At 40.7% G+C, this 22,401-nt stretch carries 18 protein-coding genes; 1 reads left to right on the top strand and 17 read right to left on the bottom strand.

Annotated elements, in window-relative coordinates; genetic code table 11:
* Nucleotides 1–357 precede the first annotated feature (357 nt).
* The 15 genes from pstB to FFM63_RS01940 form a co-directional block, all read right to left on the bottom strand.
* Entirely contained in the window at nucleotides 358–1,158 is an 801-nt protein-coding gene (gene pstB / locus FFM63_RS02010) for a phosphate ABC transporter ATP-binding protein PstB (RefSeq protein ID WP_137608673.1), read from the bottom strand.
* A 131-nt stretch (nucleotides 1,159–1,289) separates the two neighbouring features.
* Nucleotides 1,290–2,177, bottom strand: a complete 888-nt coding sequence (gene pstA / locus FFM63_RS02005; RefSeq protein WP_137608672.1) for a phosphate ABC transporter permease PstA — start codon at nucleotides 2,175–2,177, stop codon at nucleotides 1,290–1,292.
* The gene (gene pstC, locus FFM63_RS02000) at nucleotides 2,170–3,102 is read right to left on the bottom strand and encodes a phosphate ABC transporter permease subunit PstC (RefSeq protein ID WP_137608671.1); all 933 of its coding nucleotides are present in this window, start codon (nucleotides 3,100–3,102) and stop codon (nucleotides 2,170–2,172) included. Before pstC ends, pstA begins: the two co-directional genes overlap by 8 nt.
* 437 nt (nucleotides 3,103–3,539) lie before the next feature.
* Complete coding sequence (locus FFM63_RS01995) at nucleotides 3,540–4,388, bottom strand: phosphate ABC transporter substrate-binding protein PstS (RefSeq protein WP_137608670.1); 849 nt, start codon at nucleotides 4,386–4,388, stop codon at nucleotides 3,540–3,542.
* A gap of 570 nt (nucleotides 4,389–4,958) precedes the next feature.
* Nucleotides 4,959–6,407, bottom strand: coding sequence for a cardiolipin synthase (gene cls, locus FFM63_RS01990; RefSeq protein ID WP_137608669.1), 1,449 nt, complete (start codon nucleotides 6,405–6,407; stop codon nucleotides 4,959–4,961).
* A gap of 60 nt (nucleotides 6,408–6,467) precedes the next feature.
* Nucleotides 6,468–6,902 carry a GNAT family N-acetyltransferase gene (locus FFM63_RS01985; RefSeq protein ID WP_137608668.1) on the bottom strand — a complete coding sequence of 145 codons (435 nt, stop codon included), beginning with the start codon at nucleotides 6,900–6,902 and terminating at the stop codon, nucleotides 6,468–6,470.
* Between the two features lie 40 nt (nucleotides 6,903–6,942).
* Nucleotides 6,943–7,263, bottom strand: a complete 321-nt coding sequence (locus FFM63_RS01980; RefSeq protein WP_137608667.1) for a DMT family transporter — start codon at nucleotides 7,261–7,263, stop codon at nucleotides 6,943–6,945.
* Nucleotides 7,264–7,542: 279 nt separating this feature from the next.
* Nucleotides 7,543–8,427, bottom strand: coding sequence for a permease-like cell division protein FtsX (gene ftsX, locus FFM63_RS01975; protein ID WP_137608675.1), 885 nt, complete (start codon nucleotides 8,425–8,427; stop codon nucleotides 7,543–7,545).
* Nucleotides 8,420–9,109 (bottom strand): cell division ATP-binding protein FtsE, encoded by a 690-nt coding sequence (gene ftsE, locus FFM63_RS01970; protein WP_137608666.1) that lies wholly within the window; start codon nucleotides 9,107–9,109, stop codon nucleotides 8,420–8,422. Before ftsE ends, ftsX begins: the two co-directional genes overlap by 8 nt.
* Nucleotides 9,110–9,207: 98 nt before the next feature.
* Nucleotides 9,208–10,318, bottom strand: a protein-coding gene (prfB, locus tag FFM63_RS01965; RefSeq protein ID WP_137608665.1) for a peptide chain release factor 2 whose coding sequence is annotated in 2 segments (ribosomal slippage) — nucleotides 9,208–10,245 and nucleotides 10,247–10,318 — 1,110 coding nt in all. Because the reading frame shifts where the segments join, the coding sequence is not laid out codon by codon here.
* A gap of 206 nt (nucleotides 10,319–10,524) precedes the next feature.
* Nucleotides 10,525–13,056 (bottom strand): preprotein translocase subunit SecA, encoded by a 2,532-nt coding sequence (gene secA / locus FFM63_RS01960; RefSeq protein ID WP_137608664.1) that lies wholly within the window; start codon nucleotides 13,054–13,056, stop codon nucleotides 10,525–10,527.
* Nucleotides 13,057–13,316: 260 nt separating this feature from the next.
* Nucleotides 13,317–13,862: a ribosome hibernation-promoting factor, HPF/YfiA family gene (hpf, locus tag FFM63_RS01955; RefSeq protein ID WP_137608663.1), complete on the bottom strand. Its 546-nt coding sequence runs from the start codon at nucleotides 13,860–13,862 to the stop codon at nucleotides 13,317–13,319.
* A 140-nt stretch (nucleotides 13,863–14,002) separates the two neighbouring features.
* A complete protein-coding gene (locus FFM63_RS01950) occupies nucleotides 14,003–14,668 on the bottom strand; it encodes a ComF family protein (RefSeq protein WP_137608662.1) in 666 nt (221 codons plus the stop codon).
* The gene (locus FFM63_RS01945) at nucleotides 14,658–15,959 is read right to left on the bottom strand and encodes a DEAD/DEAH box helicase (protein ID WP_137608661.1); all 1,302 of its coding nucleotides are present in this window, start codon (nucleotides 15,957–15,959) and stop codon (nucleotides 14,658–14,660) included. Before FFM63_RS01945 ends, FFM63_RS01950 begins: the two co-directional genes overlap by 11 nt.
* Nucleotides 15,960–16,160: 201 nt before the next feature.
* On the bottom strand, nucleotides 16,161–16,448 hold the full coding sequence (locus FFM63_RS01940) for a DUF7662 domain-containing protein (protein ID WP_137608660.1): 288 nt from the start codon (nucleotides 16,446–16,448) through the stop codon (nucleotides 16,161–16,163).
* 104 nt (nucleotides 16,449–16,552) lie between these two features.
* Between FFM63_RS01940 and FFM63_RS01935 the strand changes: the two genes are divergently transcribed.
* Nucleotides 16,553–17,194 (top strand): YigZ family protein, encoded by a 642-nt coding sequence (locus FFM63_RS01935; RefSeq protein WP_137608659.1) that lies wholly within the window; start codon nucleotides 16,553–16,555, stop codon nucleotides 17,192–17,194.
* A gap of 9 nt (nucleotides 17,195–17,203) precedes the next feature.
* Here the strand turns inward: FFM63_RS01935 and FFM63_RS01930 are convergent, their stop codons facing one another.
* Both FFM63_RS01930 and FFM63_RS01925 read right to left on the bottom strand, forming a co-directional pair.
* Nucleotides 17,204–17,908 (bottom strand): GntR family transcriptional regulator, encoded by a 705-nt coding sequence (locus tag FFM63_RS01930; RefSeq protein WP_137608658.1) that lies wholly within the window; start codon nucleotides 17,906–17,908, stop codon nucleotides 17,204–17,206.
* A 207-nt stretch (nucleotides 17,909–18,115) separates the two neighbouring features.
* Complete coding sequence (locus FFM63_RS01925; protein WP_137608657.1) at nucleotides 18,116–22,357, bottom strand: 2-hydroxyacyl-CoA dehydratase; 4,242 nt, start codon at nucleotides 22,355–22,357, stop codon at nucleotides 18,116–18,118.
* Between the last annotated feature and the right edge of the window lie 44 nt (nucleotides 22,358–22,401).

The raw sequence follows: 22,401 nt of genomic DNA, 5'->3' as shown, positions 1-22,401 counted from the left end.
CTAAATTATTTTAATCGTTTTAACTGTAAAAAGTGGAACTGGCATCCTTTTTCATATATAGGAATTGATTTTTCTAAAAAGAAAAATCAGTCTTATTTTCAAGCCGTATACCATTCCACTAAGATTTATCTAAAATGATTCGCTTGTTTTTGCTAAATTATTTTAATCGTTTTAACTGTAAAAAGTGGAACTGGCATCCTTTTTCATATATAGGAATTGATTTTTCTAAAAAGAAAAATCAGTCTTATTTTCAAGCCGTATACCATTCCACTAAGATTTATCTAAAATGATTCGCTTGTTTTTGCTAAATTATTTTAATTGTGCGTAACTGCAAAAAGTGGAACTGGTAGCCGTCGTTTAACCAAAGTGTCCGGATACGTAATCTTCCGTCGCTTGGATTTTCGGACGGGTGAATATTTTTGCCGTCTCATCATACTCAATGACATGGCCTAAGTAGAAAAAGGCGGTGTAATCGCTGATTCGAGCGGCTTGTTGCATATTGTGCGTAACGATGATGATCGTATAGTCTTCTTTCAATTGAACGAGCGTTTCTTCTACCGTCCCCGTTGAAATTGGATCTAACGCACTGGCTGGTTCATCTAGTAATAAAATATCCGGTTTCATCGCGATTGCTCGTGCGATACACAAGCGTTGTTGTTGTCCACCTGAAAGTGCCAACGCACTTTTATCCAAATTATCTTTTACTTGATCCCACAAAGCAGCTTGTTTCAAGCTTGTTTCAACGACTTCTTCTAATTGCTGTTTGTCACGTAATCCATGCTGTTTCAACGCAAATGTGATATTGTCACGGATCGATTTGCTGAAAGGATTAGGTCGTTGAAATACCATCCCGATTCGTTTGCGCATTTCATAAACGTCGATATTTGACGCATTGACGTTGACATCTTTGTACATGATTTTACCAGTTACACTGGCACTTGCAATGCCATCATTCATCCGATTTAACGACCGCAGATACGTTGATTTCCCACAACCTGAAGGTCCGATCAAAGCGGTGATTTTATTTTTTTCAAATTCTAAATCGACACCCTTAATGGCTTCGTTGTCCCCATAAAAGACGTGCAGATCTTCTGTGTGCAAAGCAACTTCATCCGGCATTCTGATAATATTGCGTTCATCCCAATTGTATTCTTTCATTGAACTGCTCCTAATTCATTTCAAAGTATTCATTTTTCACAAAATGAATCTGATTTCCATCATGTATTCTTTCAAAAATCTATACTAAAACATCAAGTATTATGATTTGAATTGCTGATTGGTACGTTTGCTTATGATGAAGTCATTCTTTTATGCAGTCGATTGCCAATCGCGCGCGCTCCAAAGTTAAACAATAAGACCGCTAAAATCAAGACAGCCGAAGCTCCAGCAGAAACGGCATTGCCATCTGGCATCGTTCCTTCAGTATTGATTTTCCAAATATGAACCGCTAGCGTTTCTGCTTGGCGGAAAATACTTAATGGACTCGAGACACTTAACGGGTTGAGATTCGTGAAGTCTAATGCTGGCGCACTTTGTCCAGCGGTATAAATCAGTGCGGCCGCTTCACCGAAAATTCGGCCAGAACTCAAAATCACACCTGTCAAAATTCCTGGCAAAGCATCTGGAACAACAATTTTAGTTACTGTTTCCCAACGTGACAAGCCTAATGCTAATCCCGCTTCACGTTGTGTATAATGGATCGCTCGTAAAGATTCTTCAATGTTTCGAGTCAACAATGGCAAATTGAACAACGTCAACGCTAAAGCCCCTGAAAGAATCGAGAACCCATAACCAAATTGAATAACAAAAATCAAGAAACCAAATAAACCAACTACAACGGATGGCAATGAGCTTAAAATCTCAATCGAGGTCCGGATCAAGTTCGTTACCCAATTTTTCTTTGCATATTCAGATAAATAAATCCCTGCACCTAATGAAATTGGTAAACTGATGATCATTGTGATCAACAATAAGTAAACTGAGTTGAATAATTGAATGCCGATACCGCCACCTTCTTGATAAGCTTTTGATGGCGAAGTTAAAAATCCCCAAGAAACATGCGGCAAGCCACGAATCAAAATATAAAGTAATAGAAAAGCGAGGATCGCAACGATCAAACCAGAGATCGTATAAAGGACGCTAGTTGCGATCTTATCTGCGCGTTTTGCCTTATCCATTCGTTATGTCTCCTTTCTTTCCGATGTAACGAATCAAAATATTAAAGACTAATGACATGAATAACAGGATCAATGCCAATGACCATAAGACATTATTTTCCACCGTTCCCATGATCGTATTTCCGATTCCCATCGTCAAGATCGAAGTCAATGTCGAAGCCGGCGTCGTCAAGCCTGTTGGGATCAACGCGGCATTCCCAATCACCATTTGAATTGCTAAGGCTTCGCCAAACGCGCGCGCCATTCCGAAAACAACCGCCGTCAAGATTCCCGGAACTGCTGCTCGCAAAACAACTTTGTAAATCGTTTGCCAGCGAGTACCGCCTAGCGCTAATGACGCCTCCCGGTAATGACGCGGCACAGATTTTAAGGTGTCGACTGTCATGGTTGTAACAGTTGGTAAAATCATGACGAACAATACGAAGGTTCCGGATAAAATCCCAAATCCAGTTCCGCCGAAAATTGAGCGAATAAATGGGACAATTACTGATAAACCAATAAATCCATAAACAACGGAAGGAATTCCTACTAATAGTTCAATGACCGGCTGCAAGAATTTTTGACCTTTCGTCGGAGAAATTTCCGTCATGAAGACCGCCGCGCCGATTGCAAAAGGTGTCGCCACAATAGCGGATAAAAAAGTCACCATAAATGAGCCTAAAATCATTGGCAATGCCCCCACTAACGGCTTGCCATCTGGTCCAGTCGCGCTAGGATTCCATACTGTTCCAAATAAAAAATCAAATACATTGATTTTATCTACAAAAAAGGTTGATAATCCTTTACTTGCTACAAAATAGAAAATCGCTCCCACAACAAATACAATCAACGCGATACAAATGAAACTAATCAAACGTCCTCGTTGCTCGATCCTTGCACGTTTCGATTTCGTCGTGAGTGCTTTTTTTACATCTTCATTCTCCAAGGCTTACTCCTCCTGATTCCTTCTAACTAAATCCACTCGGTTTTTACAAACCAACAAACTTATTCTACCTGTTGAAAATCAATTTACTTTTAATCTAGTGTAACGCTTCCATGACAATTGTAAAGAAAGTGTAAATCCGACAAATTATTATTGGGAATGACCCCTTTCAAAACTAACAACTATTACTTCTCTTCGTCTTCTTCATAATTTTAACATGTTTTCAATCATTTCCAGTAATGATCGTATCGCCGCAATGTTATAAAAATTTTCTATCAACAACTAATCGTGGTACTGCCGATACAACGTGAAAATCAAACGTAATTGTCTTTTCTAAAAGTATAACTAGCTTTTGACCAAATAGCTGATATCCTGCTCATTCATTGCTCTTTGAATACAAAAAAAGTTGCGACATCAGCCGCAACCTTTTAGAACTGTATTTATTTGATTTGATTTCCTTGCCAATCACGTTCTACTTTCATATCTGAGATTGGGATATAACCGAGTTTTGAGACAACTTTTCCTTGAACTTCTTCTGATAACATGTAATCAAGAAAATCTTTGACTAGTTTATTCGGCTCACCTTTCGTATACATATGCTCATACGCCCAGATTTTCCAATGATTGGTAGTAACATTTTCATCTGTCGGTTCAACATTATCAACATTCAATACTTGAACATCCTTTGTTACATAAGAGAACGCGGTATAACTGATCGCGCCTGGCGTGTCCGTCACAATCTGGCGAACCATCCCGCTTGAATCTTGCTCTTGCGCGCGAATTGCCGTTTTGCCATCTAAGACCCATTGCTCGAATGTCGAACGCGTTCCACTGCCGGTTGCTCGATTCAAGACTACGATATCTAGATCTTTGCCGCCGACTTCTTTCCAGTTTTTGATTTCACCAAGAAAGATCTTGCGCAAATTCTCTAACGAAATATTCGTTACGCCGACCCCTTTATTAACGATTGGCGTGATCCCTACCACGGCAACTTGATGATCGACTAATTTTTCCGCGTCGATCCCGCTTTTTTCCTCAGCAAATAAATCAGAATTACCGATCTCAACAGCACCTGATTGGACTTGACTTAGTCCCGTACCGCTTCCGCCGCCTTGAACATTGATGAATCTGCCAGGGTTTTTACTTTGGTATTCTTCAGCTACTGTCTCAACTAACGGTTGCAATGCGGATGAGCCGACCGCTGTAATCGATTCACCGCGATCGATCCATTTAGAACAACCAGATAAAAATAAAAGCGCTCCTAATAGGGGAATTAACCATTTTTTCATGAAAAATCTCCTTATTTATTTTTAAGTAATCATTTTTCAAAAAAAGAAAAATGAATCCTTTTTTCATGCCGTATACCATTCAACTATCCGTATACAAAATCATTTAGTTTGCAAAGTTTGATCCGTTTGATACCAAAACTAAACTGCTAAGAGTTGAACTGGCATCCTTATTCATTTTTAAGTAATCATTTTTCAAAAAAGAAAAATGAATCCTTTTTTCATGCCGTATACCATTCAACTATCCATATACAAAATCATTTAGTTTGCAAAGTTTGATCCGTTTGATACCACACTAAACTGCCAAGAGTTGAACTGGCATCCTTATTCATTTTTAAGTAATCATTTTTCAAAAAAAGAAAAATGAATCCTTTTTTCATACCGTATACCATTCAACTATCCATATACAAAATCATTTAGTTTGCAAAGTTTGATCCGTTTGATACCTCGCTAAACTGCCAAGAGTTGAACTGGCATCCTTATTCATTTTTAAGTAATCATTTCATAGATATTGAATTCGTTGAACAAGCTAGTTCATTTTATACTATCAAACCATAAAAGCGCAAATGATTTTTATAAGAGCGGTGAAACTAACCGTGCGATGCCTTCTTTAAACTTAATAACTGTCCCGCGCTGATTGTATTTTTCTTGGGACAAAAGATCAGACTTATTCGAGTCTTTATAAAATTCTTCCCGCAGTTTCTCAGCAAATTTTGCGTCATAAACTAGCGTGTTGACTTCAAAATCGAGTTTAAAAGAACGAACATCGATATTAGCAGATCCGACTGAAGCAATTCCTGCATCGATCACCATCGTTTTGGCATGGATAAATCCATTTTCATACGTTTCAATGATGGCGCCGTATTCTAATAATTCCGCCGCAAATGAATAAGTCGCCCAATAAACTAAGAGATGATCCGGCTTATTAGGGATCTGCATGCGAACCTTGATACCGGAAAGCAAAGCTAGTTTTAAAGCTTCATGGATCGAAGCATCAGGAATATAATACGGTGTTTGGATCAAAATTTCTTTTTTTGCTAAATTGATCATTTTTAAATAAGTTAATTTGATTTGTTCATGTTCACTATCTGGTCCACTGCTGACGATCTGCAAGGCAAGTTTTCCTTCTGAATGGATCTCGGGAAAATAATCGGGCTGATAAACAAGTTCAAATTTTTGTTGCGAATTCCAGTCCATCAAAAAGCGATTTTGTAATGTATAGACTGCATGCCCACGGATACGCAAATGATTGTCACGCCAATAACCAAATTTTTCTACTAAACCCAGATATTCATCGCCGACATTGAACCCGCCAGTATACCCGATCTCGCCATCGATCACGACGATTTTTCGGTGATTGCGGTAGTTCATTCGCGGATTTAAGTAAGGCAAAAATAAGGGAAAGAAAAATTCCACTTCGCCGCCTGCTTCAATCAAAGGTGCTAAAAACCGCCGATTGACTTGGGTAGAGCCCCAAGCATCCAACAACAGCCTGACCTTGACTCCCCTAGTTGCGGCTGCTACCAACGCCGCCCGGACTTCAAGTCCTAAGGCATCCGCCCGGTAAATATAATATTCCATATGGATATGATAATTCGCCTGATTGATATCTTCGATCAACGCATCAAATTTTTCACGACCGTCTGTATAAAGCTGCACTTCATTATTTGTCGTATACAAAGAACTTTCGAACATCGTCAGCATATAAATCAATTGCCGCGGATCCACTTGATTGGTCATCGGTTTTGGAAAAAGACCTCGTGCCAAGGCTCGCTGCTGCTGCTGAACCTCGACATTCATTCCGATTTTAGTCTGCATCTTCAAATCAAAAATACGTTCTTTAGAAATTCCCTTTCCAAAAAAGATATACAAAATAAAGCCGAGAATCGGGATAAAAGTCAGCACTAACAACCAAGCCCACGTATTGACTGTATCCTTTCGCTCTCGAAAAACGATAATAAACGATAAAATCGTATTAATACCTAAAAAAAACAATCCTAAGTGCTCTGTCACAAAAGACATGCTTCCACACCCCTCCTACTAAAGGATAGCCGAGACGAAGCCGATTGTAAACAGACTGACTCAACGATTTTCAGCTTGCAAAAACATTTCAATGTGCGGGATTCCATCTTCCAAATAAATTTCAGAGTTCTTTTTGAAGCCAAATGAGCGATAGAAATCAATTAAATAAGCTTGTGCGGAGATTCTGATCGGATGCTCAGGATATCGTTGCTCGATTTCTTTCAATGTTTTTGTGACGATTTCGCGTCCCAGCTTTTGTCCGCGAAATTTTTTTGCTACTAAAACTCGCCCAAAATGAATCTCGTCCTCCTCTGCCAAAATGCGTGCGTATGCTTTCAACTCGCCGCTTTCTTCCAGCCAGACATGTAAAGCATTGCGATCTGATTCATCGACTTCTTGATACGGGCATGCTTGCTCTACGACAAAGACTGCGGTACGTGCTTGTAAAATCGTTAATAATTCTTGCGGTGTCAATTCATTCGTTGATTTGATCATAAGATCCTCCTAGCTTTTTACTGTGAGTGAACTAAAGTTACTAGTGTCCGCTAGTAACTTTGATTCCAATAATTCCTACGATCAAAAGTACCACAAAAAAGCTGGTCATAAGTGATAAATGATCTTTAAAAAACAAAACTCCAATAATGATCGAACCCGCTGCACCGATTCCTGTCCAAATCGGATAAGCCAAACTCATCGGTAATGCATGCAACGATTTCGCTAAAAAATAAAAACTCGCAATCATACCGATCACCGTCAAAAGAGAATAATTCAATTTACTGAACCCTTCACTCAACTTCATCATCGTTGCCCAAAACATTTCAAATATTCCTGCTACAACTAAAAATAACCATGCCATACTAACTATTTCTCCTTTACTCACTAAATTTCTCTGTTGCAATTGAATTGATTGCTAATTACTTACAGTTAGTGCTCCTAACTGTACAAAACAAAAAAAGGGCACCAATTTCTTCAAAGACCTGCGAAATTGGCTCCCTTGCTCGGTAGCATACGATTCAATTAATTGCTATTCTAGAACTTTTTTTCGAAAATGGCAAGCCGATTCGTTTAAAATGCTCCTTCCATTTATTGCTGCTATTAAAAAAAACTTCTCCGAAAATTCCGGAGAAGTTTGCTTTTAGATCTTTAAGAAGCGGCGCATAGAAATGACGGAACCAAGCGATCCGATCAAATAGCCACCGACTGCCATAATGATATCCAAGATCCAGACGACTTGATTTGGACGCAACAACGCTAGATTTGATTGCAATAAATACGGTGCCGCTAATCCATAAACTTGTGAATAACCATAAGTTAAGACTAAAATTGGAACGATCGAACCAATCAGACCTATCCAGCCGCCTTCAAGGAAGAACGGCCAACGGATATAGCCATTTTTAGCACCGACTAAACGCATGATTTGAATCTCTGTCTTGCGCGAGATGATCGTGATCCGAATAGTATTTGAGATCAAGAAGATCGCCACAAAAACCAATAATGCTGCAGCTGCTAAGCCCCAAGTTCGTACGACTTTCGCCATTTGGATAATTCGATCAGCTGAATTTCCGCCATAATTTGCTCGGAAAACATTTTGTAATTGACTGGCTTCTCGTGTTACTGGACGAATGTATTGTGCATCGGTCGCTTGAACGATATAAACATCATACAGCGGATTGCTGTCGCCTTCGAATAGATCCCAAGCATCGCCCATTTGTTTTTGTAATTTTTTCAATTGTTCTTGTTTGCTGGAGAAAGTAACGTCATCTACATGATCGATTTCTTCTAATTCAGCTTTTAGTTTCTTAACTTCTTTATCTTTTGTACCGATGTCGACGAAAACCGTCACCTCGACATTTCCTTCAACATCTTGAGCTAATTTTGTCGCATTCATGATCACCGCAAGGAAAATCCCCACCATCGTCAATGTGATCGTCACCGCGCTGACTGATGCCAAAGTCATCCAGCCGTTACGTTTGACACTTTTGACACTTTCCAACCAGTGCCGGAAGAAATTTCTAATCATCAAACTCATATTCTCCTTCCGCTTCATCCCGAACGATCAAGCCATTTTCAATCGCGATCAAACGATGGCGCATAGTATCTACGATCGTTTTGTTATGGGTTGCCATTACGACTGTAGTCCCTTGAGTATTGATCCGTTCCAATAGATGCATAATCTCCCATGAAGTATCTGGATCTAAATTCCCTGTTGGTTCATCTGCAATCAAAACTTTGGGTGTATTCACGATGGCGCGTGCGATTGAGACCCGTTGTTGTTCTCCACCGGACAATTCGCTCGGGAAGACACGGACTTTGTGTTTCAATCCAACTAGATCTAAAACTTCCATCACACGTTTTTTGACTTCTCGTGGTTTGCGTCCGATAACTTGCATCGCATAGGCAACATTTTCATAGACCGTTTTGCGGGGCAATAATTTAAAATCTTGGAAAACGACGCCGATATCGCGGCGCAAATAAGGAACTTCCTTATTTTTGATTTTTAATAAATCATGGTTTACGACTTCTAATTTTTTGCCTGAAGTCGCTTTTTCTTCACGATACATCAATTTGATGAAGGTCGATTTCCCACTACCGGAAGGACCAACGACATAGACAAACTCGCCTTGCTTGATATGGACTGAAATTCCACGCACAGCAGTTGTCTTATTAGGATATTTTTTTGTTACATCCTGCATTTCAATCATGCTTTATCTCTCCAAATCCTCTTAAATTCTTTGTTATTATAGCATGCCAACATTGCAACTGGCTTTCATTACTTTACAATTTGATTTCATTTTCAAGCTTAGGCATCTTGTGCTAAGCGCCATTTCAAGTAAGCATCGATAAATGGATCCAATTCGCCGTCCATTACAGCTTGGACATTTCCGGTTTCGTACTCAGTCCGATGATCTTTTACCATCGTATACGGATGAAAAACGTAAGACCGAATTTGCGAGCCCCAGCCGATTTCTTTTTGTTCACCCCGTAAGGCAGCCGCTTCTTGCTCTTTTTTCTCAATTTCTAATTGATAAAGTTTTGCCTTCAACATTTGCATCGCGGTCTCACGATTATGAAATTGTGAGCGTTGCGCTTGGCTGGCAGCAACTGTTCCGGTTGGCAAATGAGTGATCCGAACTGCCGATGACGTTTTATTGATATGTTGCCCCCCAGCCCCGCTAGCTCGATAAACATCGACTTTCAAATCATCGGGGTTGATCTCAATCTCAATATTTTCATCTAGTTCAGGCATGACTTCAACAGAACAAAAAGAAGTATGGCGGCGGTTGGCCGAATCAAACGGTGAAATCCGAACTAGGCGATGAACACCTTTTTCTGATTTCAAATAACCATAAGCATTGATTCCTTTGATCATAAGCGTCACACTTTTGATCCCAGCTTCGTCTCCCGACTGATAGTCGATCGTCTCAACAGAAAAACCATGTTGTTCCGCCCAACGTGTATACATCCGTAAAAGCATTGAACCCCAATCTTGTGACTCCGTGCCACCAGCACCGGGATGCAATTCCACGATCGCATTATTTTTATCGTAAGGATCATCTAATAACAACGACAATTCAAAACTGGATACTTTTTCTTGTAATTGTAATAAGCGTTCTTCTAGTTCCGTTTGCAAGTCCTCATCGAAGTCTTCTTGCTGGATGTCCCACATCACATTCAATTCATCCGTCTCATCAGCAATCGCTTGAAATTGGTCATACGTTTCTTTTATCGCGTTGTTGCGATTGATCAAATCCTGCGCTTTTTCCGAATCATCCCAAAAATCAGGTGCGGTCATTTGATTTTCCGCTTCGGCAATATCTTCTTCTAACTGCTCTAGGTCAAAGAGACCCCCTGAAGCTTACGACTTGTTCTTGCATCGTGTCTAACAAATTTCGGATTTCTGCGTTTTCCAAATCTTTTCCTTCTTTCTCATAGACAAAACAGATTTGTCTAATCCCCTAAAAATGACTAGCTTTTACTTTCAAACCAAGAATATATTGCAGACAGACTCTTTTGGTCATTCAAAAGTCTTGCTGCTTTTTTATACACCCTAGTTAGACTGGCAAAAGACGAGACATAGCAGCTATGTCCCGTCCTAAGGTTCACTTCTTGTAAAGAATTATTGTTCCTTGCCATGGCAGTTTTTGTATTTTTTACCGCTGCCGCATGGACATGGGTCATTGCGTCCAACTTTTTCAACATGAACCGGTTTTTGTTTGGTATGAGTCAAATTCGCTGGATCGCCGTCCGCTTCGACCGGATGCTCTTGTTGATTTTGAGCGACTTGTTCCCGTTGAACATTTTGACGGATCTCCGCTTTCATGAACAGACGTGTCACTTCAAATTCAATCGCACCGACCATATCTTCAAACATTTTGTATCCTTCTGTTTGATATTCAACGAGTGGATTGTTTTGTCCGTATGCGCGCAGTCCTACCGATTGGCGTAGTTGATCCATCGCATCGATGTGGTCTGTCCATTTTGTATCAACGACCCGTAAGATAACAACTTTTTCAAATTCTAACAGTTGTTCAGGACTTTGTAATTGCGATACTTTTGTATCAAAAACTTCTTTAGCACGATCATATAGATATGTTTTGATTTCTTCCGGCGTTTTATCTGCAAAATCAGCTGTTGAAATAGAATCTTCATGGACCAATGTTGACCCTGCAAAATCGGCCAACGCTTCAAGATTCCAATTTTCTTTGTCTAATTGCGTGTGGCTGTCCACAACTCGTGAAATCGTCCGGCGAACCATATTCAATAAATTCGGTGTTAAGTCTTTTTCACCCATGATCACGTCTTGACGCTGTTTATAGATGACTTCCCGTTGTTCCCGCATCACATCATCGTATTGCAAAACATTTTTCCGAGTATCATAGTTGTTTCCTTCTACGCGTTTTTGAGCTGATTCAACTTGACGTGTCAGCATTTTACTTTGAATCACAGCGTCTTCGTCTTCTACTTTCATCCGATCTAAGAAAGCTTTGATTCGTTCAGAACCAAAGCGTTTCATCAAATCATCTTCCAATGAAAGATAAAATTGTGAAACACCTGGATCGCCTTGACGACCTGAACGTCCGCGCAGCTGATTGTCGATCCGGCGTGATTCATGACGTTCGGTACCGATAACGGCCAATCCGCCTAACTCAACGACACCTAGTCCCAACTTGATGTCGGTTCCTCGACCAGCCATGTTGGTTGCGATCGTAACAGAACCTTTTTGTCCTGCGTTCATAATAATCTCTGCTTCTTTAAAGTGATTCTTCGCATTCAAGATTTCATGAGGAACTTTTTCACGATTCAACATATTTGAAAGCAACTCTGATGTTTCAACGGCAACTGTACCGACTAAGATCGGTTGTCCTTTGCGGTGGCGTTCTTTGATGTCTTGTACTACCGCGTGGAATTTGCTTTCTAATGTTGGATACAATAAATCTGAGTGATCTTCTCGGATAACTGGACGGTTCGTTGGGATTTGAATCACTTCGATATTATAGATTTCACGAAATTCTTCTTCTTCTGTTTTGGCCGTACCGGTCATCCCAGCTAATTTTTTATACATCCGGAAATAGTTTTGGAAAGTGATCGTCGCCATTGTTTTTGTTTCGTCTTCGATCTCAACGCCTTCTTTGGCTTCAATCGCTTGATGCAGGCCATCAGAATAACGACGACCATCCATGATCCGCCCGGTAAACTGATCAACGATCAAGACTTTTCCTTCTTGGACCACATAGTCAATGTCACGAATCATAATAAAAGTTGCACGCAACGCTTGATCCAAGTGGTGAGTCAACGCCGTATTATCTAAGTCATACAGATTTTCCAAACCGAAGTTTGCTTCTGCTTTTTCGATCCCTTGTTCGGTCAAACCGATTGTTTTTGATTGGATGTCGATTTTAAAATCTTCATCTTCTTTCAAACGTTTCACGAAATTATCAGTCCGTGTATAAAGTGCGGTAGATTTTTCTGCCGCACCGGAGATAATCAACGGTGTCCGCGCTTCATCGATCAAAATTGAGTCTACTTCATCGACGATTGCATAATTCAATGGTCGTTGGACCATTTGATTTTGGTAAACGACCATGTTGTCGCGTAAGTAGTCAAAACCTAATTCGTTGTTCGTACTATAAGTGATATCACAATGATATGCTGCACGTTTTTCATCAGCGGTTTTTGAATTGATATTTAATCCGACGCTCAACCCTAAAAAGTTGTATAGATCGCCCATTTCATTTGAGTCACGTGTTGCCAAATATTCATTGACCGTTACTACATGGACACCTTCGCCTGTTAAGGCATTCAGATAAACCGGCATCGTTGCGGTCAACGTTTTCCCTTCACCTGTTTTCATTTCAGGAATGTTGCCATCGTGTAAAACGATCCCACCCATTAATTGAACATGGTAAGGGTACAGGCCTAAGACCCGTTTTGCTGCTTCGCGAACTACCGCAAAAGCTTCTGGTAATAGTTCATCCAACGTTTCGCCCGCTTGATAGCGACCTTTGAATTCATCGGTCTTGCCCCGCAATTGTTCATCTGACAATTTTTCCATGGCGTCAGAAAATTCTTCAATTTTATCAGCGATCCCGCTCAATCGTTTCAATTCTTTTTTATCATTTTCAATCATTCGTCTCAGAAAGTTTGCCATTCGTTTATCTTACTCCTTTAGTTCTTTTCATTTTCTATTTTTTGATAGAAACCCGCTAGTATATTTTAGCATTAGTCTTTAAGAAAAGAAACTTCTCACAACGAATAAAGCGCGACTTATACAATGATTAAGCTTTTTTTGGCTCTTTGAGTAGCAAAAACATAGAAAATAAACGGCTAAAAAATCAATTCGCCTTAAAATTCGATTTTGAAGACGACAAAAAAACCTTCCAGCCAGTGCTGGAAGGTTTTGATTTATTCTTAGTCGGTTTCGATCAGACCATATTTTCCATCTTTACGACGATAAACGATACTTGTACCATTTGTTTCAGCGTCTTCAAAGATAAAGAAATTATGTCCTAGCATGTTCATTTGTAAAACGGCTTCTTCGCTGCCCATTGGTTTCAATGATAAGCGTTTTGTGCGAACGATCTCTAATTCAGATTCTTCTGATTCTTCCGCGTTCACTAGCACGTCTACTTCACGTTCAGGTACGCCTGTTTCACGAGCTTTACGATTAATTTTTGTTTTAAATTTGCGGATCTGACGTTCTAATTTATCCACAACCAAATCAATACTTGCATATAAATCTGGTGAAGTTTCTTCCGCCCGAAGAACCAAGTAAGGTAATGGAATCGTTACTTCAACTTTAGCCGTTTTTTCTGTATACACTTTCAAATTGACATAAGCAGTTGCATCCGGAACATCAGTAAAGTAGCGTTCTAATTTTCCGACTTTCTTTTCAACGTAACTGCGGATAGCTTCGGTAACTTCGATGTTTTCCCCACGAACATTATATTTGAACATACGTATTGCCCCTTTCGTCTTGCCAACTGAAGATAGGAGGAAGGACCACTCTTACCTCTTCTTCTTAACTCTATTATAGCGAAATCTCATTTTTTTGCAAAGTAAATCGCTATCAATTTTGCGAATATAAACAAAGCATTTCACCGGGCAAAAGTCAAACTTTTCACCGTTCCCGCTCCATTTTTATAAAGTAATTCTGCGCCATGGAACAATGTTCGGCCTGTCGTGTAGACATCATCTACTAATAAAACTCTTTGATTTCTAATCTTTTCACTCGACACATTCAACTCAAACGGCTGCACCATCAACAGACGTTCTTCACGTGTTTTTTCTGATTGAGGAGACAACTCTTTGCGCTGCAGCAGTGGTTCAAAAGGAACCTTCGTCAAAGCTAAACACGCGCTGACTTGATTGAAACCTCTTTGCTCAAAACGTTCTTTAGAAAGCGGCAACGGACAAATCAGGTATCCCCGATACATCCGTAATGCCTGTTCAAGTTCCGTTGTAAATGCGCCCCGCAAACGATAATCGCCGGTAAATTTGTACGCTTCGATCCATTTGCGAAAGCCTTCGTCATATTGATACAAACTTCTATTATTTAAAACAAACCCCAATTTTTGCTGCCATCTGCGGCAATCTCGACACATTTTAACTGAATTTTTGCGCCCGCAGCCGACACAAGCTGCAGCTTGATCGATTTTCGTAAATTGTTTCTCACAATGATAACATCTTAAACTTGCAGAAAAAAACAACTCGCGCAAGGTGAGATTTCGGATCAATTTTTGTTGACAACAACTACATTTCATCGATCAATCCTCGTACTAATGCCTGTTGATTATTTTGTTTGATCTCATTAATTGCCGCTTGGATCGCCGCGGTTTGCTCACTAGTAACAAAAATGACCTTGGCCTGATTATACGCCCCTTTTCGATCTGCCCGCCCCGCCATTTGAACGAGGGATGCTTTTTTGAAGATCCGATGAGACGCTTGTAATACAACAACCGATACATTTTCAAAGGTTACTCCTCGTTCAAGAATCGTCGTCGTCAAAAGTAATTGGTATTTCCCCGCCCGCATGTTTTCAACTTTGACCAGGCGTTCTTGATCTTGTGAAAAAACCGTCGTCAGTCGGACTGTAAATTCCTGCGCAATGCAATCTGCCATTTTTTGCAGCAACGAGATATTCGGACAAAAAAGCAGTACATTATTTTTTTCTACTAACGAAGCGAGCTTGGCTAAAATATTTTTAGGTAAACGACCGATCTGTAACTGTTTTTCTAACCGCCAAGAAAAAAAGACTTCCGGGACTGGCAAGCTACGCCGATGATAACGAGCCGGCAAATAATACAAGCGATCAACTGTCTGTTTTAACGATTCGGCTGGAGTCGCACTCAAATAGACGCGCTTACCTGTCGATTTTTGCGCATGATCTACTGCACGCTGCAGCAGCGGATCTTCCGCGTAAGGAAAAGCATCTACTTCATCTACAATCACTAAGTCAAAATACTGATGGTACCGTAAAAGCTGATGCACGGTACAAACGACAAAACCATCTCCAGCAGTTTTACGTACTTGTCCATGAAAAATACTGATTTTTTCTTTCGGAAAAGCTTGGCGAAAGCGAAGGAACAACTCGTTGCAAACATCTACTCGCGGTGAAGTTACCGCGACTCGTTTTCCTTGTTCAAGCAGACGCTGCAGTAATGGAAATAAAATTTCCGTTTTCCCCGCTCCTGTCACCGCCCAAAGCAAAAAAGTTTGCGCCGTTGCATGGTCTTGGATGAGCGAGTCAGCGATCTCACATTGCGGCTCAGAGAGTTCTCCCTGCCAAACAAGTACTGCTTTTTTCTTCGACAGTTTTTTTGCTGGAAAATAATAAAAAAATGAACGACTATCCACTCGTGCCAATACTAGACAAAATGGGCAGTAGAAAAAACCGGCTGGGACTTTTTCATGCGAGACTTCTCCGCAGCGCTGACACAACCAGTCGGATCCCAGCTCCGTCATTGCTGGAATCTTTTTTGCTTGACTCAAATCTACTTGCGGATAAAAAGCCTGCCATTCTTTTTTCAATAATCGTTGACCCGTGATTTCCATCGGTGCGCTTCCCTCCTTTTCAAAAAGATACGCAAATCACTAATCATTCTTTTTACTTATTAAAAAAAATCGACTCACTGCACCTAAGCAAAACGATCTTAGTTTTTTTCTAATTCATGTACTCAACGCAAAAAAAAATTGTGACAAGTTTTTGTCACAACCTCTTTGTCTACCTTGTCAAATAAATTATTCCACTGCTAACTAGATCAACCAACTTGCTTTTACTAGTTTGTTGAAGACTACATACTCTTTATTGAGATTGACCTGAACAACTTCATAATTCGCGTTCAACCAGCCGTAAGCACCTTTTTCCGGATGGCGATAATCATTCGCCCACCAGTCAAGATCTTGCCGCGCTGTCTGGGGCAAGCCGCTGCGGGGAAACAACAATTCATCAAATTGAGTAAAGGTCAGTGTAACTTGTGAGCCGTTGTTGCTTTTCAAATAATGAGTGATCCCATCGTATTTTTTTGTGCGCGTCACGCTCATCCCTCGCCTTCAAACAGATTCTTGTTCATAAACATTTAGTTGAAACCTGCCCCGCTTTTCTCCTATACTAAACTAAGAAGAGAAAAATAAAGCGAGGCAAAATCATGCTGCAAAATTATCGTACGATTAAAGAAGATCACCAATACGAAATCGAAATCAAAAAATCACGCTTCATTTGTTTTTTAAAACGAATCACCTCTGAAGAAGAAGCGAAAGACTTCATTCAATACATCAAAAAGGAACATTGGAAAGCCAACCATAATTGCAGCGCCTTTGTCTTAGGCGACCGCAATGAAATCCAGCGCTCCTCAGATGATGGAGAACCTAGCGGAACTGCCGGTGTTCCTATGTTGGAAGTCTTGAAAAAGAATGAGCTGATCAATGTTTGTGCCGTCGTTACACGCTATTTCGGCGGGACCAAACTTGGAGCCGGCGGATTGATCCGGGCTTATTCCGGCGCAGTCGCCCAAGCGATCGCCGACATCGGTATCGTAGAAGGCCGCCTGCAGCAAGAAATTTTTGTCCAATTAGATTATACTAATTGGGGCAAAATGGAACACTTCATCACTAATGAGCAAATCGCTGTCAAAGAGACCCAGTTCACCGATCAAGTCGTCGCGACTTGTCTGGTAGACGAAAATCAGCTTACAGCGTTTGAAGCGCAAGTCACCGATTTATTAAATGGCCAAGTTGAATTTGAAACTGGCGCTGTCTTATATCATGAGCAACCGATCCAAGAAGCTTAGCCTCTTGGATTATTTTTCTAAATAAAATTCAAATCGGCTGCCGACATACTGAGTACGTACATATTCAAACGGTCGTCCGTCCGTAAGATAGGAGATTTGCCGCAGGCGTAAAATTGCATCGCCGCGTTTTACCGCCAGATACTCCGCAATTTGTTCCGGCGCTAAAATTGCCGATACGGTTTGATTGGCATGACCGATCTCAAACCCTTTTTCTTGTAAACTATGATAAAAAGATTCCGTGATTTCTTCTTTACTGAATCCTTCAATCAGTTTGGCGGGAATACTTGCGACTTCAAAACAGATTGGAACGTCATCTGCATAACGGATCCGCTCCATCCGCAAGACTTGCTCGCCTTTTTCTAAGTTCAATTTTTCTGCTTCACTAGAACTAGCACGTGAATGGAAAAAAGAGATCGTTTTGCTGGACGGAACTTTTCCAAGTGATTCCATGATATCGGTAAAACTTGTTGTTCCAGTCATTTTTTCTTGAACTTTTTTACTTGCTACGTAAGTTCCTGAACCGATTTTTCGATCCAAGATTCCTTCGTCGGATAATGTTTGGATTGCTTGGCGGAGAGTCATTCGGCTTACGCCGAATCGCAAGGATAATTCTCGTTCAGAAGGCAGGCGAGCGCCAACTTTCCATACGCCGTTTTCAATTTCGTTTTTTAACTGATCATGTATTTGAATATAAACTGGCACTTGATTCGCCACGTTTGTCACCTCGATTAATTTTCTTCTATTATAACTGGTATATACCTAATGTACAACAATAACCCTGCGAATATTTCCTTTATCCTTTTTCTAACTTCCCTAACGGTTCATTCATGCCCAAACATTGTTCATTTTTTTGCAGCAGCTGATCTTACAAAAACAACTAGAAAAAAAGAGCAGACCCGTTCAATTGGTCTACTCTTTCAATCAGTTTTTGATTTCTGTTTTTAATTGTTTATTGGCGGTCGCCATCATTAAACGAATCCGATTCAATTGGTTGACGATCGAAACGCCTGGATCATAATCGATTGCGGCAATATTTGATTTTGGATATTGGCGGCGCAACTCTTTGATTACCCCTTTGCCGACCACGTGGTTTGGCAAGCATCCAAACGGTTGCATGCAGACAATATTATTGACGTCATTTTTCAATAGATCAATCATTTCACCGGTCAAGAACCAGCCTTCACCTGTGTGATTTCCAATCGAAAGAATCTTGCCGGCATCTTCAGCCAATTGATAGATCGAATGGATCCCGGTAAAGCGTTCAGAAGCACGCAGCGCTTTATCCATTGGTTTTTCGACCACCTCGATCAATTTGATCGCCATTTCTGCGATCGTTTTATTTTTCTTCGGCATGCCCATATTGTCATATTTCCAAATTTGATTATACAAAGAATAGTTCATGAAACCAATCAAGTCTGGTACGACAGCTTCAGCACCTTCTGATTCTAACAAACGAACGATATCATTGTTAGCTGTTGGCGAATATTTGACTAAAATTTCACCAACGACGCCAACTTTTGGTTTCACTTCATTTGAGATTGGAACAGTATCAAATGAAGTGATGATTTTTTTCATGTTGCGGTTAAAGGCTGTCAGCGAGCCACTCCGAACATTGCTTTCTACTTTTTTCAGCCATTCTTCATGCAACGCATCGATTTGACCTTTTTCTAGTTCGTAAGGACGCGTCCGATAAACGAGCCGTTCAAACAAATCACCGTAAAGAATCGCGACAACGATTCGTTTCAACATCGGCAGCGTGTATTTAAATCCTGGATTGCTTTCCACACCTTTATTTCCTAGTGAAACCGAAACGACTGGTACTTGCGGGAACCCTGCATCATTCAACGCTTTGCGCAGCAATGGGATATAATTTGTTGCTCGGCAGCCGCCACCGGTTTGACTCATCATCACACTCGTATTTTCTAAATCGTATTCCCCGCTTTGCAAGGCTTCGACTAATTGACCGATCGAGATGATCGCTGGATAACAAGAATCATTGTTGACAAATTTCAAACCAACATTGATGGCTTCACGATCCATCGCCGGCAGACAAACTACATTGTAGCCGGAAGCTTCCAGCGCAATATCAAACAAACCAGACTGATGGATTGGACTAAGCATCGGTAAAAGCAAGGTATGTTTTTTACGCATTTCTTTAGTAAAGACGATTTTTTCTGGTTCTTCAAAACGTTGGACTGGTTCAAAATTCGATTTATCTCGTTCATTGACCGCCGCTTTTAGTGAGCGCAAACGAATTCTGATCGCACCTAGATTGGAACCTTCATCGATTTTCAAAACGGTGTAGATCTTACCATATTGATCCATGATCTCTTCTACTTGGTCCGTCGTTACTGCATCTAGACCGCAACCAAATGAATTTAGTTGGACCAGTTCAAGATTTTTCGATTTGGCTACAACACGAGCGGCTGCGTATAGCCGAGAATGGTAGACCCATTGATTGACTACACGAAGATTGCCGACATCGCTTAGATGAGAAACGCTGTCTTCTGTTAATACATGGAATCCTTCTTGTGTAATCACTTCAGCGATCCCATGATTGATCTCAGGATCCAAATGATACGGCCGACCAGATAGAACGATTCCGCGTTGACCTTTTTGATTGAGCATCAATAAGGTTTCTTCCCCTTTTTGACGGACATCTGCTTTGAATTTTTCTAATTCTTCATAGGCATGATGCAACGCTTGGTCAATTTCTGTTTGTGTGATTCCTAGATCTTCGAAACAGCGGCCGAGAACTTTAGCGACAGAAGCTTCATTGGCTAAATTCAAATAAGGATTACGATAATCTACTTTGCCATCGCGAATATCATCCACATTGTTGCGAATCACATCGGGGTAACTTTGAACGATTGGGCAGTTGAAATGATTATCCGCATCTTTTGATTCTTCTCGTTCAAATACAACACCGGGATAAAAGATCATCGGAACGCCGCCATCAATCAAAGCTTGGATATGTCCATGCGTGATTTTCGCTGGATAACAAGCTGTATCGCTGGGGATTGTTTCCATCCCTTGTTCATACAACGCTTTATTGGAACGCGGTGATAACTTCACTCGGAAACCCAAATCACTGAAGAACGTATCCCACAATGGATAATTTTCATACATGTTCAAGACACGCGGGATTCCGATCTCGCCGCGAATGGCATCTTTTTTGCGTAATGGACGATATTTGAATAAACGACGGTATTTATAATCCACTAAGTTGACTTTTTTATCTTCGCGTTTCACTTTGATTTGAGCGCCGCGTTCGCACCGATTTCCGGTAATAAATTGGCGTCCATCTGAGAATAAAGTTACCGTCAACATACAATTATTTTCACATAAGCCGCAATGAGTGAATTCTTTTTCAGCCGTAAATGTATCGATTTCTGCTAAAGAAAGAGTTTCGGTCTTTTCACCGATCTCATAATCTTCTAAAGCGATCAATGCCGCTCCAAAAGCTCCCATTAAACCAGCAATCGATGGCCGAACAACTTCCCGGCCGGAAACGACTTCAAATGCCCGTAAGACTGCTTCGTTATAAAATGTTCCGCCTTGGCAGACGATTTTCTCACCAAGTTCTTCAGGACGCCGAACTTTGATTACTTTATAGATCGCATTTTTGATGACAGAATAAGACAAGCCGGCAGAAATATCGCCAACTGAGGCCCCTTCTTTTTGAACTTGTTTCACTTTAGAATTCATGAAGACGGTACAACGTGAACCTAGATCAACTGGCGCTTTTGATTTCACCGCTGCCTGTGCAAAATCTTCTACATTATAATTCAATGATTTTGCGAAGGTTTCAATGAATGAACCACATCCAGAAGAACAGGCTTCGTTTAATTGGATCGAAGACAAGGCGCCGTCTTTGATCGTCATGGCTTTCATGTCTTGTCCGCCGATATCTAAAATAAAATCGACGCCAGGCTGAAAATAATTAGCCGCTTTATAATGAGCCATCGTTTCAACTTCACCAATATCGACCTTCAACGCATTTTTGATCAACTGTTCCCCGTAACCCGTAACAGCAGCTTTTCCGATAAATACATTTTCCGGTAGCTTTGTATACAGATCTTTTAAGACCTTCATCGTTGTTTCTAGCGGCTGACCTTGATTATTGCCATAAAATGAATACATCAAATTGCCGTTATCATCGATCAGCGTAACTTTAGTAGTCGTTGAACCAGCATCGATTCCTAAGAAAGCGACCCCTTCATGCTCCGCCAAATCTTTTTCTCTGACTTGAGCTTGCCCATGACGCATCCGAAATTCTGCTAACTCTGCTTCATCTTTAAATAATGGGTCTAGTGTGTCTGAAGGTGCTAAATGCCCTTCATCAGCCGTTAATAAACGATGCAGCAAGCCTTCTAATGAAGTCATTTCTGCTTCTTCTGAATAAAAAGCGGCACCCATCGCTACAAAAAGCTGTGGGTTTTCTGGAAAGATCACATTTTCCGGCGCGATATTTAACGTTTCAATAAATCGCTGACGCAATTCAGACATGAAAAATAGCGGGCCGCCTAGAAAAGCGATGTTTCCTTTGATTTTTCGACCGGCGGCTAAGCCTGCAATCGTTTGATTGACAACTGCTTGAAAAATACTCGCTGCGATATCTTCTTTTGCCGCTCCTTCATTGATCAACGGTTGTACATCAGTTTTAGCAAATACACCGCAACGAGAAGCAATCGGATAAATTGTTTTATAGTCTTTGGCTAATTCGTTTACACCGTTAGCATCCGTTTTCAATAAGACAGCCATCTGATCGATAAACGCACCTGTGCCTCCAGCGCAGCTTCCGTTCATACGTTGTTCTAATGACCCTTCAAAAAACGTGATTTTCGCGTCTTCTCCGCCTAATTCAATCACTACATCGGTTTCAGGAATAATTTCTTCAACTGTGCGTGTACACGCGATCACTTCTTGGACAAAAGGAATCGCCAATACATCAGCCAGACCCATTCCGCCAGATCCTGTGATACTCATCGTCATTTCTTGATCACCGATAATTGTTTCTGCTTCTCGCAAGATACGTTCTGTGGCATTTTTCACATCTGAAAAGTGACGTTCATACTTCGCAAAAAGACTTTCGTTTTGTTCATTCAAAATGACCAACTTGACGGTTGTAGAGCCAACATCAATCCCTGCTCGTAATGCCATAATCATTCCTACCTTCCCTTTTTAACAACACCTGTTGATTAACT

Origin of the sequence: Enterococcus pingfangensis, assembly GCF_005405205.1 — a bacterium.
GTDB lineage: Bacteria > Bacillota > Bacilli > Lactobacillales > Enterococcaceae > Enterococcus_A > Enterococcus_A pingfangensis.
The sequence above is the reverse complement of the archived record's forward strand: the minus strand, read 5'-3'. Positions and strand labels throughout refer to the sequence as shown.

What these genes read in the sequence shown, in the direction of transcription:
- pstB (WP_137608673.1), bottom strand. Translation starts at nt 1,158, where the DNA reads ATGAAAGAATACAATTGGGATGAACGCAATATTATCAGAATGCCGGAT.
- pstA (WP_137608672.1), bottom strand. Translation starts at nt 2,177, where the DNA reads ATGGATAAGGCAAAACGCGCAGATAAGATCGCAACTAGCGTCCTTTAT.
- FFM63_RS01995 (WP_137608670.1), bottom strand. Translation starts at nt 4,388, where the DNA reads ATGAAAAAATGGTTAATTCCCCTATTAGGAGCGCTTTTATTTTTATCT.
- cls (WP_137608669.1), bottom strand. Translation starts at nt 6,407, where the DNA reads ATGTCTTTTGTGACAGAGCACTTAGGATTGTTTTTTTTAGGTATTAAT.
- FFM63_RS01985 (WP_137608668.1), bottom strand. Translation starts at nt 6,902, where the DNA reads ATGATCAAATCAACGAATGAATTGACACCGCAAGAATTATTAACGATT.
- FFM63_RS01980 (WP_137608667.1), bottom strand. Translation starts at nt 7,263, where the DNA reads ATGGCATGGTTATTTTTAGTTGTAGCAGGAATATTTGAAATGTTTTGG.
- ftsX (WP_137608675.1), bottom strand. Translation starts at nt 8,427, where the DNA reads ATGATTAGAAATTTCTTCCGGCACTGGTTGGAAAGTGTCAAAAGTGTC.
- ftsE (WP_137608666.1), bottom strand. Translation starts at nt 9,109, where the DNA reads ATGATTGAAATGCAGGATGTAACAAAAAAATATCCTAATAAGACAACT.
- secA (WP_137608664.1), bottom strand. Translation starts at nt 13,056, where the DNA reads ATGGCAAACTTTCTGAGACGAATGATTGAAAATGATAAAAAAGAATTG.
- hpf (WP_137608663.1), bottom strand. Translation starts at nt 13,862, where the DNA reads ATGTTCAAATATAATGTTCGTGGGGAAAACATCGAAGTTACCGAAGCT.
- FFM63_RS01950 (WP_137608662.1), bottom strand. Translation starts at nt 14,668, where the DNA reads ATGAAATGTAGTTGTTGTCAACAAAAATTGATCCGAAATCTCACCTTG.
- FFM63_RS01945 (WP_137608661.1), bottom strand. Translation starts at nt 15,959, where the DNA reads ATGGAAATCACGGGTCAACGATTATTGAAAAAAGAATGGCAGGCTTTT.
- FFM63_RS01940 (WP_137608660.1), bottom strand. Translation starts at nt 16,448, where the DNA reads ATGAGCGTGACGCGCACAAAAAAATACGATGGGATCACTCATTATTTG.
- FFM63_RS01935 (WP_137608659.1), top strand. Translation starts at nt 16,553, where the DNA reads ATGCTGCAAAATTATCGTACGATTAAAGAAGATCACCAATACGAAATC.
- FFM63_RS01925 (WP_137608657.1), bottom strand. Translation starts at nt 22,357, where the DNA reads ATGGCATTACGAGCAGGGATTGATGTTGGCTCTACAACCGTCAAGTTG.